The organism is Duganella margarita, assembly GCF_009857535.1.
GTDB classification, from domain to species: domain Bacteria; phylum Pseudomonadota; class Gammaproteobacteria; order Burkholderiales; family Burkholderiaceae_D; genus Rugamonas; species Rugamonas margarita.
On record NZ_WWCS01000007.1, the window covers coordinates 13,149 to 27,354 of the forward strand.

At 65.0% G+C, this 14,206-nt stretch carries 12 protein-coding genes; 5 read left to right on the forward strand and 7 right to left on the reverse strand.

Features of this window, described 5'->3' with window-relative positions:
* Positions 1-29: 29 nt before the first annotated feature.
* A complete protein-coding gene (locus GTP55_RS12615) occupies positions 30-929 on the reverse strand; it encodes an alpha/beta hydrolase family protein (RefSeq protein ID WP_161045293.1) in 900 nt (299 codons plus the stop codon).
* A 57-nt stretch (positions 930-986) separates the two neighbouring features.
* Between GTP55_RS12615 and GTP55_RS12620 the strand changes: the two genes are divergently transcribed.
* The gene (locus GTP55_RS12620) at positions 987-1,463 is read left to right on the forward strand and encodes a low molecular weight protein-tyrosine-phosphatase (RefSeq protein WP_161045294.1); all 477 of its coding nucleotides are present in this window, start codon (positions 987-989) and stop codon (positions 1,461-1,463) included.
* A 22-nt stretch (positions 1,464-1,485) separates the two neighbouring features.
* On the opposite strand, the gene serB is transcribed toward GTP55_RS12620, so the two are convergent.
* The 3 genes from serB to GTP55_RS12635 all read right to left on the reverse strand — a co-directional run bounded on the left by serB (position 1,486) and on the right by GTP55_RS12635 (position 6,894).
* A complete protein-coding gene (gene serB, locus GTP55_RS12625; protein ID WP_371868345.1) occupies positions 1,486-2,349 on the reverse strand; it encodes a phosphoserine phosphatase SerB in 864 nt (287 codons plus the stop codon).
* Positions 2,350-2,386: 37 nt separating this feature from the next.
* On the reverse strand, positions 2,387-5,839 hold the full coding sequence (mfd, locus tag GTP55_RS12630) for a transcription-repair coupling factor (protein WP_202423692.1): 3,453 nt from the start codon (positions 5,837-5,839) through the stop codon (positions 2,387-2,389).
* A 128-nt stretch (positions 5,840-5,967) separates the two neighbouring features.
* Positions 5,968-6,894: a 5'-nucleotidase gene (locus GTP55_RS12635; RefSeq protein WP_161045296.1), complete on the reverse strand. Its 927-nt coding sequence runs from the start codon at positions 6,892-6,894 to the stop codon at positions 5,968-5,970.
* 160 nt (positions 6,895-7,054) lie between these two features.
* Between GTP55_RS12635 and GTP55_RS12640 the strand changes: the two genes are divergently transcribed.
* From GTP55_RS12640 to GTP55_RS12645, 3 genes are all read left to right on the forward strand, one after another.
* Positions 7,055-8,161: a GGDEF domain-containing protein gene (locus GTP55_RS12640; RefSeq protein ID WP_371868347.1), complete on the forward strand. Its 1,107-nt coding sequence runs from the start codon at positions 7,055-7,057 to the stop codon at positions 8,159-8,161.
* 140 nt (positions 8,162-8,301) lie between these two features.
* Positions 8,302-8,424 (forward strand): hypothetical protein, encoded by a 123-nt coding sequence (locus GTP55_RS30055; protein ID WP_267876853.1) that lies wholly within the window; start codon positions 8,302-8,304, stop codon positions 8,422-8,424.
* A 209-nt stretch (positions 8,425-8,633) separates the two neighbouring features.
* Complete coding sequence (locus GTP55_RS12645; protein ID WP_161045298.1) at positions 8,634-9,014, forward strand: hypothetical protein; 381 nt, start codon at positions 8,634-8,636, stop codon at positions 9,012-9,014.
* Here GTP55_RS12645 and GTP55_RS12650 read toward each other — a convergent pair whose 3' ends face one another.
* Positions 9,015-9,944, reverse strand: coding sequence for a lipase secretion chaperone (locus GTP55_RS12650; RefSeq protein WP_161045299.1), 930 nt, complete (start codon positions 9,942-9,944; stop codon positions 9,015-9,017).
* Complete coding sequence (locus tag GTP55_RS12655) at positions 9,944-10,858, reverse strand: lipase family alpha/beta hydrolase (protein WP_161045300.1); 915 nt, start codon at positions 10,856-10,858, stop codon at positions 9,944-9,946. The genes GTP55_RS12650 and GTP55_RS12655 overlap by 1 nt, the downstream gene beginning before the upstream one ends.
* A gap of 184 nt (positions 10,859-11,042) precedes the next feature.
* Here GTP55_RS12655 and GTP55_RS12660 point away from each other — a divergent pair, with 184 nt between their 5' ends.
* The gene (locus GTP55_RS12660) at positions 11,043-11,720 is read left to right on the forward strand and encodes a TetR/AcrR family transcriptional regulator (protein ID WP_229257911.1); all 678 of its coding nucleotides are present in this window, start codon (positions 11,043-11,045) and stop codon (positions 11,718-11,720) included.
* A gap of 30 nt (positions 11,721-11,750) precedes the next feature.
* On the opposite strand, the gene GTP55_RS12665 is transcribed toward GTP55_RS12660, so the two are convergent.
* Positions 11,751-14,153, reverse strand: coding sequence for a penicillin-binding protein 1A (locus GTP55_RS12665; protein ID WP_161045301.1), 2,403 nt, complete (start codon positions 14,151-14,153; stop codon positions 11,751-11,753).
* Positions 14,154-14,206: the final 53 nt, after the last annotated feature.

The following is a 14,206-nucleotide window of genomic DNA, read 5'->3' on the forward strand; positions in this document are numbered from 1 at the left end:
TCCTTTCCTTAATGATGGCCTGAGTATAGCTAGCCGGCGGCCGGCGTGTCGCACAGTGTCCGCCGCAGGAAGGCGGTCACGTCGGCGAAGAACGCCGGCTGGATGCTTTCGCGGTCGAAGCCTTCCGGATCTTGCGATGGCTTGAAGTTCGGCTTCGTCATCTCCGGCGGGAACTTGCTCATGAAGGCGAAGTGGCCGCCACCGGGGATATCCTTGTGCTCGACCAGCGACGGCTCGGCCACGCCTTCCATAATCTTGTGCGCATGCTCGATCGGAGTAACGTCATCCTTCTCGCCGGTGCGGATCAGAATCGGCACCTGCACCGGCCGCAGCGAGCCGGCAATGAACCAGAACGTGGCGGGATTGAGCAGCACCAGGGAGCGGATGCGCGCATCGGGCGTGACCGGCACCGGCTCCGGCAGCGCGTGCGAATCCTTGCGTTCATAAGGGCCGGTCCACGGCAAGCCGCCGGCCGCTGCCAGCGCGGTGTAGCCGCCGATCGAGTGGCCGATGACCGCCACGCCGTTGTGGCTGACGTGCGGCGCCAGCGTGTCGTCGGCCAGCACCGCGTCGATGGTCAGCGTGATGTGGCGCGGACGGTTGGCCAGGTTGGCGGCGGTGCCGGCCAGCGAATTGTCGGTGCGGGTGTTGCCAGTGTGGGCGGGAAGGGCGACTACGAAGCCCGACAGCGCCAGATGCCTGGCCAGCTGGCGATACGCCCATGGCGTGCCGGAATGGCCGTGCGAGATCACCACCAGCGGGTAGGTGCCAACGGCCGGCGCGGCGTTGCTGGCCACGTCCAGCGAGTAAGGGCCAAAGTGTTCGGTATGTTCTTCGCCAAGCGCAGGATAAAGCACCGCCAGCGCGATGTCCGCGCCCTGTACAGCATCATGCACCTTGCTTACGCGGCAGCCGCAACTCAAATTCATGCTTTATCCTTTTTCGCATAGAATGCAACGATGATGATTATATAAGGAGCGGCCACGATGGCGAAACCAGTATCGGTGCTGTTTGTCTGCATGGGCAATATCTGCCGTTCGCCGACGGCGGAGGGGGTATTCCGCCAGCGCGTGGCGGCGGCCGGCTTGAGCGACCGTTTTGTCATCGACTCGGCAGGCACGCACGGCTACCATATCGGCGCGCCGCCGGATGAGCGGTCGATGGAATACGCGTCGCGGCGCGGCTACGATTTGTCGGCGCAGCGTTCGCGCAAGGTGACGGCGCAGGACTTTGAAGACTTCGACCATCTGCTGGCGATGGATCACGATAACCTCAAGCTGCTGCTGGCTGCGTGTCCGCCGCAGCACCGCCACAAGCTGGGCATGATGATGGCGCACGCCACGCACAGCGGTGTGGATGCGGTGCCCGATCCCTACTATGGCGGTGGCCGCGGCTTCGACGATGTGCTGGACTATCTGGAGGACGCCAGCGAGGGACTGCTGGCCGCACTGAAGAATAAATAGGCCGGGTCGGTCTACGGCGGCGTCAGGTCAGCAGCGGCAGGATGCCATCGAGGCCGACGAAGTTGAGCGCCACGTTGGCCTGCTCGCGCACCACCGGCTTGGCGCGGAACGCTACCGACATGCCGGAAATGCTCATCATCTTCAGGTCATTGGCGCCGTCGCCCATCACAATCGCCTGTGATGGCGAGATGCCCAGCTCCGCGCACACGCGTTCCACCGTGCGCTTCTTCTCTTCGGCGTCGACGATGCCGCCTACCACCTTGCCAGTGAGTTTGCCGTCGACGATTTCCAGCTCGTTGGCATGGGTGTAGTCGAGGCCCAGGCGCTTTTTCAGGCGCTCGGTGAAGAAGGTGAAGCCGCCCGACACCAGCAGCGTTTTCATGCCGGCCGCCTGCACCGCCTTCAGCATGGTCTCGGCGCCGGGAGACAATTGCAGCCGTTCGTCATACACGCGCTCCAGCGCCGATGCATCCAGGCCTTCCAGCAGCGCCACGCGGCGTTGCAGGCTCTCGGCGAAATCCAGTTCGCCGCGCATTGCCGCTTCGGTGATCTCCGATACTTGAGCTTTCAAACCCTGCATATCGGCGATTTCATCGATGCACTCGATGGTGATCAGCGTCGAATCCATGTCCATGGCCACCAGCTTGTAGTCACTCATCTTGTGCAAGCCGATCGAATAGGTGGCGTCCAGCTGCGCGGCCTGCGCCGCCACTTCCAGGGTCTGGCGCAGCGCCGGCGAGAAGGCGATGCCTTCGCAGCGCAGCGCGCGCTCGCCCAGCCAGGTCAGGTTGGCGGACGCGGTGAGGGCGCCAATGCGCTCCAGCCGCGCCTTGCAATCGCCGACCCCTTGCAGGACGAGGTTCATGGCGGTTTTTGCGTTAGTCATGTGCGTTAATGTAGTTAAAGTATTCGTTATGCGGCTGTTATGCAGTCAGTTGCTTGATGGCGGCCTTGATCTGCGTGACGCGCGCAGCCAAGTCCGGCATGGCCGCGGTGATCTTCAGTTTATCCTGTCCATTCAATTTGATCTGACGATTTTTCTGGATCAGCTCAATGATGCGCATCGGGTCGATCGGCGGCTTGGCCATGAACTGCAGGCTGGCGGCCTCGGTATGGGCGTCGATCTTGATAATGCCCACCGTCTTGGCGGCGATGCGCAGGCGGTGCGTTTCGATCAGCGCCTTGACCGGGTCCGGCAGCTTGCCGAAACGGTCGATCAGCTCTTCCTGCATGTCGTCGATTTTGCCTTGCGTTTCGCAATTCGCCATGCGCTTGTAGATCGATAGTCGCTCGTGGACGTCGCCGCAGAAATCGGCCGGCAGCAGCGCCGGCACGTGCAGATTGATTTCGGTGGTGGTCGACAGCGGCGCCGCCAGGTCCGGCTCCTTGCCGGCCTTGAGCGAGCGCACCGCTTCGTTCAGCATGTCCGAGTACAGCTGGAAGCCGATCTCGGTCATCTCGCCGGACTGGTTGTCGCCGAGGACCTCGCCGGCGCCGCGGATTTCCAGATCGTGCATGGCCAGATAGAAGCCGCTGCCCAGTTCTTCCATCTGCTGAATGGCGTCGAGGCGGCGCTGCGCCTGTTTGGTCAGCGACTGCACGTCGTGCACCAGCAGGTAGGCATAGGCCTGGTGGTGCGAACGGCCGACGCGGCCGCGCAGCTGGTGCAGCTGCGCCAGGCCGAATTTGTCGGCGCGGTGCATGATGATGGTGTTCGCGGTCGGCACGTCGATACCGGTTTCGATAATCGTGGTGCACAGCAGGATGTTGTAGCGCTGGGCGACGAAGTCGCGCATCACTTTTTCCAGGTCGCGTTCGTGCATCTGGCCGTGGGCCACGGCGATGCGCGCTTCCGGCAGCAGCTCGGTCAGCATCGCCATGCGGTTCTGGATGGTCTCGACCTCGTTGTGCAGGAAGTAGACCTGGCCGCCGCGCTTGAGCTCACGCAGGCAGGCCTCGCGGATGATCGACTCGCCCTCGCTGCGCACGAAGGTCTTGATCGCCAGCCGCTTTTGCGGCGCGGTGGCGATGACGGAAAAGTCGCGCAGGCCTTCCAGCGCCATGCCCAGCGTGCGCGGGATCGGCGTGGCGGTCAGCGTCAGCACGTCGACTTCGGCGCGCAGCGATTTCAGCGTCTCCTTCTGGCGCACGCCGAAGCGGTGCTCCTCGTCGATGATCACCAGCCCGAGGCGGGTGAACTTGACGTCATCCGACAGCAGCTTGTGGGTGCCGATGATGATGTCCAGCGTGCCGTCGGCCATGCCCTTGATCGCCTGGGCGATCTCTTTGCCGGTGCGGAAGCGCGACATCTCGGCAATGCGCACCGGCCAGTCGGCGAAGCGGTCGGCGAAGGTTTGCGCGTGCTGTTCGGCCAGCAGCGTGGTCGGCGCCAGGATGGCGACCTGCTTGCCGCCCATGACGGCAATGAAGGCGGCGCGCAGCGCCACCTCGGTCTTGCCGAAGCCAACGTCGCCGCACACCAGGCGGTCCATCGGTTTGCCCGAGGTCATATCCTTGATGACGTTGTTGATGGCTTCCTGCTGATCCGGCGTTTCGTCGAAGCCGAAGCTGTCGGCGAAACGCTCGTAGTCGTGCGCCGAATACTCGAACGAATGGCCCTGACGCAGCGCGCGGCGGGCGTAGAGGTTGAGCAGCTCGGCGGCGGTGTCGCGCACCTGTTCGGCGGCGCGGCGCTTGGCTTTTTCCCACTGGCCGGAACCGAGCGTGTGCAGCGGCGCGTCGTCCGGCGAGGCGCCGGAGTAGCGCGAAATCACATGCAGCTGCGACACCGGCACATACAGCTTGGTCTCTTTGGCGTATTCCAGGTGCAGGAATTCGGCGTCGCCTTCGCCCAGGTCCATGCTGGTCAGGCCCATGTAGCGGCCGATGCCGTGATTGATGTGCACCACCGGATCGCCGATCTTCAGCTCCGACAGGTCGCGCACCATCGATTCGACCTGGGTGACGGCTTCCTGCTTCTTCTTGCCGGCGCGGCGGCCGGAGCCGGCGTACAACTCGGTCTCGGTGATGAAGATCAGCGGCTTGCCGTTGACCGACAACTCGAAGCCGGCGTGCAGCGGCGCCACGCCCAGCGCCAGTTTGGCGTCCGAGGCGATAAAGCCGTCGAAGCCTTCGACCGGCGCCAGTTCTAGGCCGTATTCGGTGAAGTACTGCTGCAGCGTTTCGCGGCGGCCGTTGGATTCGGCACAGATCATCACGCGCGCGCCGGACTGCATCAGGTAGGCGCGCAGATTGGTCAGCGGGTAGTCCAGGTGGCGGTTGACGGCGATGTTGGGCACCGGCGCCGACAGCTCGGACGCGCCGGCGTCCGCGTTCTGGCGGATGGCGATCTGTGGATATGGCTTGGCCAGCACGAAGAACTGTTCGTCAGACAGGAACAGCTGTTCCGGCGCCATGATCGGGCGTTCGCGGTCGGCGCGCAGGAAGCGGTAGCGCGAGCCGGTGTCGGTCCAGAAGCGCTTGATGGCGGCCTCGATGTCGCCGACGGTGGCCACCACCGCGCCTTGCGGCAGGTAGTCGAACAGCGTGGCGGTGTCGTCGAAGAACAGCGGCAGGTAGTATTCGATGCCGGCCGAGGCGATGCCGGCGCTGATGTCCTTGTACACCACGGAGCGCGACGGATCGCCTTCAAAGTGTTCGCGCCAGCGGTTGCGGAAGGCGGTGCGCGACGCTTCGTCCATCGGGAATTCCCGGCCCGGCAGCAATCGCACCTGCTTGACCGGGTACAGCGAACGCTGGGTGTCGGCGTCGAAGGTGCGGATGGTTTCGATGGTGTCGCCGAACAGGTCGAGCCGGTACGGCAGCGCGGAGCCCATCGGGAACAGGTCGATCAAGCCGCCACGCACCGAGTATTCGCCGGGCGACATCACCTGCGTGACGTTGGTGTAGCCGGCCAGCGTCAGTTGCGCTTTCAGGCGCGCTTCGTCCAGCGATTCGCCCTGCTGGAAGAAGAAGGTGTAGGCGGCCAGGAACGATGGCGGCGCCATGCGCACCAGCGCAGTGGTGGCCGGCACCAGCATGACATCGCACTGGCCGCTGGAGATTTCGTGCAGCGTGGCGAGGCGCTCGGACACCAGGTCCTGGTGCGGCGAGAAGGCATCGTAGGGCAGCGTTTCCCAGTCCGGCAGCAGGTGGCAGCGCAGCTGCGTGCCGCCGAACCAGGGAATTTCGTCCAGCAGACGCTGGGCGTCGCTGGCGTTGGCCACCACGACGGCCAGCATCTGGCCGCGGGATTTGAGTTCGAGCGCGATTTGCGCCAGGGCGTACGCGTCCGCCGAGCCATGCAGCGCGGGCAGGGCAAAGCGGTTGCCGGGTTTGGGGATGGATTTAGTTAAGGCTGACGACACAACACACATTCAACGGTTATCCAGGCATCGCCCGGGTGGCCATGCCGCTCACGACATTATAGACGAAGCATCAATCCGGGGTCAGGTCTCACAATCGAACATGAGCTCGTGTAGAAATGTGAGACCTGACCCCGGAGTTAGCGGTTGGCGATGCCGAACGGGATGTGCACCATCGGAATGTTGCCGGCCGGCGATTGCAGGTGGCTCAATTGGTCGTCGAAGAACATGTGCGGCCGGAAAATGCCCAGTACGCGTGCTTTTTCCATGCCGCCCAGGAAGAAAGTCTCGTTGGCCGACACGCCCCAGCTCTTCAAGGTGGTCACCACCCGCTCGTGCGACGGCGCGCTGCGCGCCGTGATGATGGCGATGCGCAGGATTTTCTTGTAGGCCGGATCGGCGCGCTGGGCGTCTTCCTCCAGCTGCTGCATCAGCGACAGCTTGCGGAACAGATCGGCCAGCGGTCCGGGCTGGTGCGGAATGGCGACGCGCTCGGTCTCGTGGGCGTGGAATTCGCTGACGTCGTTGTTGCGCTTGAAGATAGTTTCAGATTCGTCGTCGGCGATCACGCCGTCAAAGTCGAAGGCGATGCGCAGTTCGCCGTCGGCCTCGTCGTCCTCGGTGCGCGACGGCAGCACCAGGCCGGCCGGGTACTGCGCAGCCAGCGCGCGCTTGACGTCTTCCTCGTTGGCCGACAGGAACAGCGAGGTGTTGAAGGCCGGCAGGTAGCGGTACGGCGATTCGCCGGTCAGGAAGCAGGCGCGCGAGATGTCCAGTCCGTAGTGGGCGATCGAGTTCATCACGCGCAGCCCGGTCTCCGGCGAATTGCGCGAAAACAGCACCACTTCCACCGGCGCGCTGTGCGGGTGGTGTTTATTGATGTCGAGGAAGCGGCGGATGAAGGGAAAGGCGACGCCCTTGTCCAGCACGGTTGAAAGCTGGGCTTCCTGGTACTTGCGGTAGGCTTCGGCGCCGTGTTCCAGGTACACCTGGTGCGAGGCGGTCAGGTCAAACAAGGCGCTGGAGGCAATGCCGATCACCAGCTTGTGCTCGATAGGATAGGGCATGGAACGACAGGGAATGGACGATGCGTTACTGTACCCGATTCGGGCCCGCCGGCAATATTTCTTTTCTGCAATTTAACCATTGCCTCGAGACGGTCACTTTGCTACATTGACAGTTCATTACCTGGAAGCTGGCGTGCTGAATCTCGATACTCTTTTGTTGGTGCAAGTTTGCGTGACGCTGCTGACCACGGCGTTGCTGGTGGTGTCGGCCTGTTATACCGAAAGTCCGCCGGAACAGCGCTGGTGGGCCGGCGGCAATGTGGTGGCCTGCCTCGGCCTGGGCTTGACCAGCGTGGAGTCGCTGCCGGTGCTGCTGCATGGTGTAATCGGCTACGGCGTGGTCGCTTTCGGCCTGGCGCTGGTGCTGCGCGGCCTGCGCGTGCACTGCGCCGCCAACTTGTCGTGGCCCGCAATCGGCGTGATTACCGCGATCGCGTTGTTGATCCCTGCCTGGTTCACGCTGGTGGCGCCGAGCTTGCGCGCGCGCCTGTGCTTCAGCGGGTTTTATTTTGCGCTGCTCAACTGGCTGTGCGCGGTGGTGGTGGCCCGCCATGGCGTGTGGCGGGTCAGCATCGTCAGCCTGACCGGGTTTGTTCTGCTGGGGCTGGCGCTGTTCCTGCGGGGCGTGCACATGCTGCTGCACGGCGATCTGGCCGACCGCAGCAGCTCGCTGGCGATGGGCCTGAGCACGCTGGCCATTCCGCTGGCGCAGATCTGCATCGCTTTTGGCCTGATCCAGATGGTCATGTGGCGTTATGCGGAGCGCCTGCGCCGGCTGTCGACGCTGGATGCGCTGACCGGCGCCCTGAACCGCGCCGGCCTGGACCTCCAGGGCAAGCGGGTCGGCCTGCGCGCCTTGCGCGGCGGCCGCAGCCTGGCGGTGATCATGATCGATGTCGATTACTTCAAGCAGATCAACGATACGCACGGCCATCCGGTCGGCGACGAGGTGTTGCGCCACCTGGCGCGACTGCTCAAGCTGGAACTGCGGCCGCACGACTTGATGGCGCGCTTCGGCGGCGAGGAGTTTGTGCTGGTGCTCGACGGCGTCGACCGCGCGGCGGCGCTGAATATCGCCGAGCGCGTACGCGCCCGTATCGAGGACGCGGTGGTCGACTGGGAGGGCGTGTCGGTGCGCTACACGGCCAGCCTCGGCGTGGTCTGCTCGGACCAGCACAGCTACGATCTGATCCGCCTGATTTCGGCCGGCGACGTCGCCATGTACGAGGCCAAGCGCGCCGGCCGCAACCGCGTGGCCGTCGGCTGAGACTGTGCGCGCCACGCCACACTGGGCACGAATGTGATTGACGGTGACGTGGTCGGAGTCGCATATTAGTTTGGTAGGAACACTATTCACCAAATCTAACCAGGCGCCGGAGGCCGGATGTTCACGCATCTGCTGGTCAAGTGGACGGTGATGACGCCGGGGCCATCATGATGGTGGCGCTGCTGGTGGGCGGCGCGGTCAATCAAATCGGCGTAGTACGCTTGCCGTCGATTCAAGGATGGCTGGTGATGAGCGAGGGATAGACGGCGGTGTCGGCGGCCACGCTGGACGTCGCCAGTTGGTCGCACGGATACAGGGCGCAGGAACCGGGCGCTAACCAACAACAACGTAAGCCACGTTTGGCGTAGTAGTACACTAAGGCAGCCTCGCGGCTGCCTTTTTTTCGTTTGATGCAAATCAAACGCGGCATGCGGTGCGGTGATAGCTTGGTGACTCATCAAGGAGGCCCATCATGCCCGCCATCGATAGCCCGCCCCATGCGGAAAACGGCGAACGCCCGCCCACCGAAGTCCGTTTGATGGCGCTGGAAGCGCGCCTGACTGCATTGCAGGTGGATCTGGCGGTGATCCGCGTCAGCTTTGCGATCAAGGACGATATCCAGCGCTTGCTGACGCTGCTACACGAACACAAGCTGGAGTTCCATGCCGCGCTGGCCAAGCAACGCGAGGACTTTCACGCAGCGCTGGCCAAGCAGCGCGAAGACTTCAACGCGGCGCTGGCGCAGCAACGCGAGGATTTGCACAAGTCCTTGATGAGCCATATGTGGAAGCTATACGGCTTTGCCTCGCTGATGCTGGGCGGGGTGTATTTCATCGCCCGCTACGTGCATTGATTATTCGTAGGCGGGCAGGCGCTTTTGTTCGTCGGGCGTAAAGCCGGCATCGCGAAGCTGCTGCAGCGCGGCGGCGTCGCTGGCCGATTGCTGCAGTTGCTGGCGCTGGCTCTGGTAGGCGCTGATGCGGCGCTGCCAGTCGGCCTCCTCGCGGTCGACGTCAGCCAGACGCGCGGCGGCGGAGGGCGACAACGCGGTCGCGCGCAGGCGGTAGATGTCGTTGTCGTCCGCGCCTTGCGCGCGCGCCTGGCTGACCGCCGCTTCCAGCTTGATGATGCGGGTTGGCGCTTCGCGGTCCTCGCGCAGTTTGGGCGGCAGGCGGGCGTCCAGCGCGGCCAGCCGCTGCTGGCGTTGGGCGTCGGTCAGGCTGGCGTCGCTGTTGATGTCGAGCCGGGCGATGGCGTCCAGGTCGTAGGCGTCGCCGGCGCCGAACAGGCCGGTGCTGTCGTCGTTGCTGAAGTAGGCGCTGCGCAGTTGCTGGACGGCGGCCAGGCGCTGGCGCGCGCCTTGCACCGGATCGGTGGCTGGCGGCAGGTCGCGTTCGAGGTCGACCAGCGCGCGCTTGTAGGCCAGGTAGGCGTCCAGCAGGCGCCGTGCTTCAGCGGCCGGGGCGGGGCGCAGGCGCCTGTCCAGTTCGCGAATGATGTCGGCGCGGATTGCCTCCAGTGGACGCTGGCCCAGGCCCGCCAGGTAGTAGTCGAACAGGTAGGCCAGTTCGGCGTTGACTTGCAGGCGGTCGTTGGCGTCGGCGCGCGCGGCGCCGTCCGGCTGCGTGCCGGCGGCGTGTCCGGGCGGCGGGCCATCCTGCGTTGATGCGGCGTGCGCGGCCATCAGCGCCGCCGGGGCGGCCGGCGCATCATGCCGCAGCAGCAGGGCGATGCCGGCGCCCGCCAGCATACCGACGATCGCCAGGCGCAGCGCGGTGCGCATTACAGCCCCAGTCCCTGCAAGCGGTTGGCCTGCTGGCGATACAAGGTGACCGGATTGGTCTCGAACAGGTTGGTGATGCCGATCAGCTGGTTGACCTCGTCCAGGTGGTTGAGCGCGTAGTCGTCGCGGATCACGCGGCCCAGATGGCTGGAGCAACTGCTGACCAGACCGTCATTCTTGGCGCCGTTGAAGGCCAGCGCGGTCAGCCCCAGCACCGGGTCGCTGGCGTCCAGCACATTGGTCAGCGGCTTGGCGCCGCTCCACGAAAAGTAGTACACGCCGTTGACCTGGTAGGCGCCTTCGCCGCAGGCGGTGGCCGGCACGCCTTGCGGGTGGCGGGTGTTGAAGGCGGCGGTGCCGGCGGTGCTCAGCGAGACCGCCGCCGCGCGCGCATTCTGCGGCAGCGTCGGGCTGCCGGACAGGAAGCTGATCAGGCCGGACACGGCGTTGGCGACGCCGTAGGTCACGTCCGGCACCGCACCGATCAGCACGTCCGCCACGCGCGAACCCTGGTTGACGCCGCCCACGCTGGTGACCGACGCCACCAGATCCGGCCGCACCGAGGCCACATAGCGCGAGGTCGGCGCGCCGTGGCTGTGACCGATGAGGTTGACCTTGGTGGCGCCGGTGGCCGCCAGGATTTGCTTGACCTGCAACAGCAGCTGTTCGCCGCGCACTTCGGTGCTGTTGGCGGCCGACACCGAGGTGACGTAGACGTCGGCGCCGCCGCTGCGCAGCGCCGGGGCGATGCCGTAGAAGTAGTCGACCGGACCGACGCGGTCGAAGCCGAACAGCCCGTGCACCAGCACGATCGGGTAGTGGGTTTGCGTGTAGCCAGCCGCCGACGCTGGCGATGGCACGGCGGCAAATAGCATAAGGCAGACGGTCAGGCAGTGCAGGATGCGGTGGCGCATGGTGGTCTCCGAGATGATATTGTTGTCGTAGCCGGACTCAGCTGGCCCGGTGCTCTGAATGTAGCACCGGCGCGCAGGCCTTGCAGTCCACGCGCACGGCCTGCGAAGCCAATTTGCAGGTCTGCTGAGCCGGCGCAAACGGCTGCGCTATAATCATAATCAAAAATAAACTATAGGGACAACCTTGCCGGCGCCATTCGACTTCCACCAATTCCAGGCGATGACGCCGCTCGACGGCGTCAATATCTGGGCCTATCTGCTCGACCGCTATGCCGACCGCATCACGGTCAAGCGCCGCAAGCCGGCGCTGGAGAACCTGGAAAAAATCTTCAACGCCACCTTCAAGCTGGCCAACGCGGTCGGCTTCCGCGCCATGAACCTGCGCGATCTGTGCGGCGAGACCGGGCTGTCGATGGGCGGCTTGTACGGCTACATCCGCAGCAAGGACCAGCTGGCCGAGATGATCGAGGATGTGGTGCGCCACGCCACCCACGAGGTGCCGAAGATGTTCGCCGCCGTCGCCGATCCGCTGGACCGGCTGGAGGCGCTGATCCGCGCCTCGATCTATGTGTCGGAGATTTTGCAGCCGTGGTTTTACTTCGTTTTCATGGATTCGCGCGTGTTGCAGGCCGAGCAGCGCGGTACCGCCAAGGAGTCGGAACTGCATGTGCAGGCGCTGTTTGCCGAGCTGATCGCGCAAGTGCCGGGACTGCGCGGCAGTCCGGACCTGATCGCCGCGCACATTCTCGCTACCTTCCAGGACTGGTACGTCAAGCGCTGGAAGTACCGCGCCGCCGACATCGGGCCGGACCGCTTTGCCGACAGCGCCGTGCAGATGATGCGCGGCTATCTGGCAGCCTAACTCGGCCGGCCTCAGCCTGCGTGGTCCGGCTTAGCGGCCTGGCCCGGTCGGTACCGGCTTGATGTTTTCCGCGCCGGGCGCCGCCGGAGCCGGCGCCCCAGCCGGCGCAACTGGCGTGCCCGGCGTCAGTACCTCGCCCGGGGTCACATTTTCGGCGCCGGCCGGCTGGTCGTCCATGTCCAGCGTATGGCGCGCGGCGTCGCCGGTAAATTCGTCGTACAGCCATTCGCCATCGACCTGCGTCAGGCCGGCCGGCACCGGACGCTCTTGCGGCGGCCGGCTCTGCATCGCCACTTTCATGTAGTCGATCCAGATCGGCAGCGCCACGGTGGCGCCGAATTCCTTGCCGCCCAGCGAACGCGAATCGTCATAGCCCATCCACGAGACGGCGACGATGCCGCCGCCGTAGCCGGCAAACCAGCCGTCCACCGCGTCGCTGGAGGTGCCGGTCTTGCCGGCCAGGTCGGGACGGCCGAGGCGCGCCACGGCGCCGCCGGTGCCGGTGCGGGTCACCTGGCGCAGCATCGAGTCGGTGACGTAGGCGTTGCGCGGGTCGATCACGCGGGCGTCGTCCGGCAAGGTGTCGCGCGGCTTGACCTCGGAGATAATCTTGCCGTCGCCATCGACGATCTTGGCGATCAGGTAGGGCTCCACCGAGTAGCCGCCATTGGCGAACACTGCGTAGGCGCCGGCCAGCTGCGTCGGCGTCACCGCGCCGGTGCCCAGCGCCATGGTCAGGTTCTTCGGATGCTTGGCCAGGTCGAAGCCGAACTTGCCCAGGTAGCCGTGCGCGTACGGCACGGTGATGGCGCGCAGGATGCGCACCGATACCACGTTCTTCGACTCGGCCAGCGCGGTGCGCATGGTGATCGGGCCGTCGAACTTGCCGTCGTCATTCTTCGGCGACCACGCTTCGTTGCCGGTTTCGGCGCCGGTCAGGTTGAGCGGGGCGTCGTTGATAAGGGTGGCCGGCGAGAAGCCGCGTTCCAGCGCCGCCGAGTACACGAACGGCTTGATCGACGAGCCCGGCTGGCGCCAGGCTTGCGTGACGTGGTTGAACTTCTGCAGGTTGAAGTCGAAGCCGCCCACCATCGCGTGGTAGCCGCCGGTGACGGCGTCGATCGAGACGAAGCCGGCCGACACCTGCGGCACCTGGCTGACCGCCCAGCCGCCCTTGTCGCCCTGCAGGATGCGGATCACGGCGCCGGGACGCAGGCGGATCGCGTCCTTGGCCTTGTCGCTGAGCGCGCCGGCGGCCAGCCGCAGGCCGTCGCCGCTGATGGTGATTTCTTCGCCGGACGGGTTTTGCACCTTAATGGCCTTGGCGCCGACCTCCAGCACCACGGCCGGGATCAGGCCGTCGCTGCCGGGACGCTTTTGCAGCGCATCCTCAATGGCGTCGTCGCGCTCGTCCTCGTTGGCCGGCAGCGTGATGAAGGCTTCCGGGCCGCGGTAGCCGTGGCGCTGGTCGTAGTTCAGCACATTGCGGCGCATCGAGTCATAGGCGGCTTTCTGGTCGGCCTTCAGGATCGTGGTGTAGACGCTGATGCCGCGCGTGTACGCTTCTTCCTTGAACTGCGCGTACACGGTCTGGCGCGCCAGTTCGGCCACGTATTCGGCGTGGACGTCGAAGTCCTGGCCCTTGCGGTTGATGTGCAGGGTTTCATGCGACGCCTTCTGGTACTGGGCGTCGGTAATGTAGTCGAGGTCGCGCATGGCGCGCAGCACCACCTGCTGGCGTTGCTTGGCGCGTTTCGGGTTGACAGCCGGGTTGTGGCGCGCCGGATTCTGCGGCAGGCCGGCCAGCATCGCGGTTTCCGCCACGTCCAGGTCCTTGAGCGGCTTGCCGAAGTAGGTCTGGGCGGCGGCGCCGAAGCCGAACGAGCGCTGGCCGAGGTAGATCTGGTTCATATACAGTTCCAGGATCTGCTCCTTGCTGAGCGCGGCCTCGATCTTCAGGGCCAGCATCACTTCGGTCAGCTTGCGGCTGTAGAACTTGTCGCGCGTCAGGAAGAAGTTGCGCGCCACCTGCATGGTGATGGTGGAGCCGCCCTGGCGCATGGCGCCGCCCAGATTGGCCTTGGCCGCGCCCAGCGCGCGTTTCCAGTCGATGCCGTTATGTTCGTAGAAGCGCTTGTCTTCGATCGCCAGCAGCGATTTTTTCATCAGCTCCGGCATGTCCTTGATCGGGATGAAGTCGCGGTGTTCCTCGCCGAATTCGCCGATCAGGGCGTTGTCGGCGGTGTAGATGCGCAACGGGATCTTTGGCCGGTAGTCGGTGATAGCGTCCAGCGACGGTAAATTGGGTGCGACGTACAGCAGCAGATACGCCAGCAGCAGGCCGCCGCCCACCAGGGCGGCCAGGCCGGCGCCGATGGCGGCACGGATCAGATTGCGGCGGTTGACCCACGCCGGCAGGTTGGAGGTTGTCAAAGCACTATCTCTCGGTTGCGGAAGTATGCGCGATTATAGAACAAGGCTATTGT

Excerpts from the sequence above, each read along its gene's own strand:
- GTP55_RS12615 (WP_161045293.1), bottom strand. The coding sequence starts at position 929 with ATGAATTTGAGTTGCGGCTGCCGCGTAAGCAAGGTGCATGATGCTGTA.
- GTP55_RS12620 (WP_161045294.1), top strand. The coding sequence starts at position 987 with ATGGCGAAACCAGTATCGGTGCTGTTTGTCTGCATGGGCAATATCTGC.
- serB (WP_371868345.1), bottom strand. The coding sequence starts at position 2,349 with ATGACTAACGCAAAAACCGCCATGAACCTCGTCCTGCAAGGGGTCGGC.
- mfd (WP_202423692.1), bottom strand. The coding sequence starts at position 5,839 with ATGTGTGTTGTGTCGTCAGCCTTAACTAAATCCATCCCCAAACCCGGC.
- GTP55_RS12635 (WP_161045296.1), bottom strand. The coding sequence starts at position 6,894 with ATGCCCTATCCTATCGAGCACAAGCTGGTGATCGGCATTGCCTCCAGC.
- GTP55_RS12645 (WP_161045298.1), top strand. The coding sequence starts at position 8,634 with ATGCCCGCCATCGATAGCCCGCCCCATGCGGAAAACGGCGAACGCCCG.
- GTP55_RS12650 (WP_161045299.1), bottom strand. The coding sequence starts at position 9,944 with ATGCGCACCGCGCTGCGCCTGGCGATCGTCGGTATGCTGGCGGGCGCC.
- GTP55_RS12655 (WP_161045300.1), bottom strand. The coding sequence starts at position 10,858 with ATGCGCCACCGCATCCTGCACTGCCTGACCGTCTGCCTTATGCTATTT.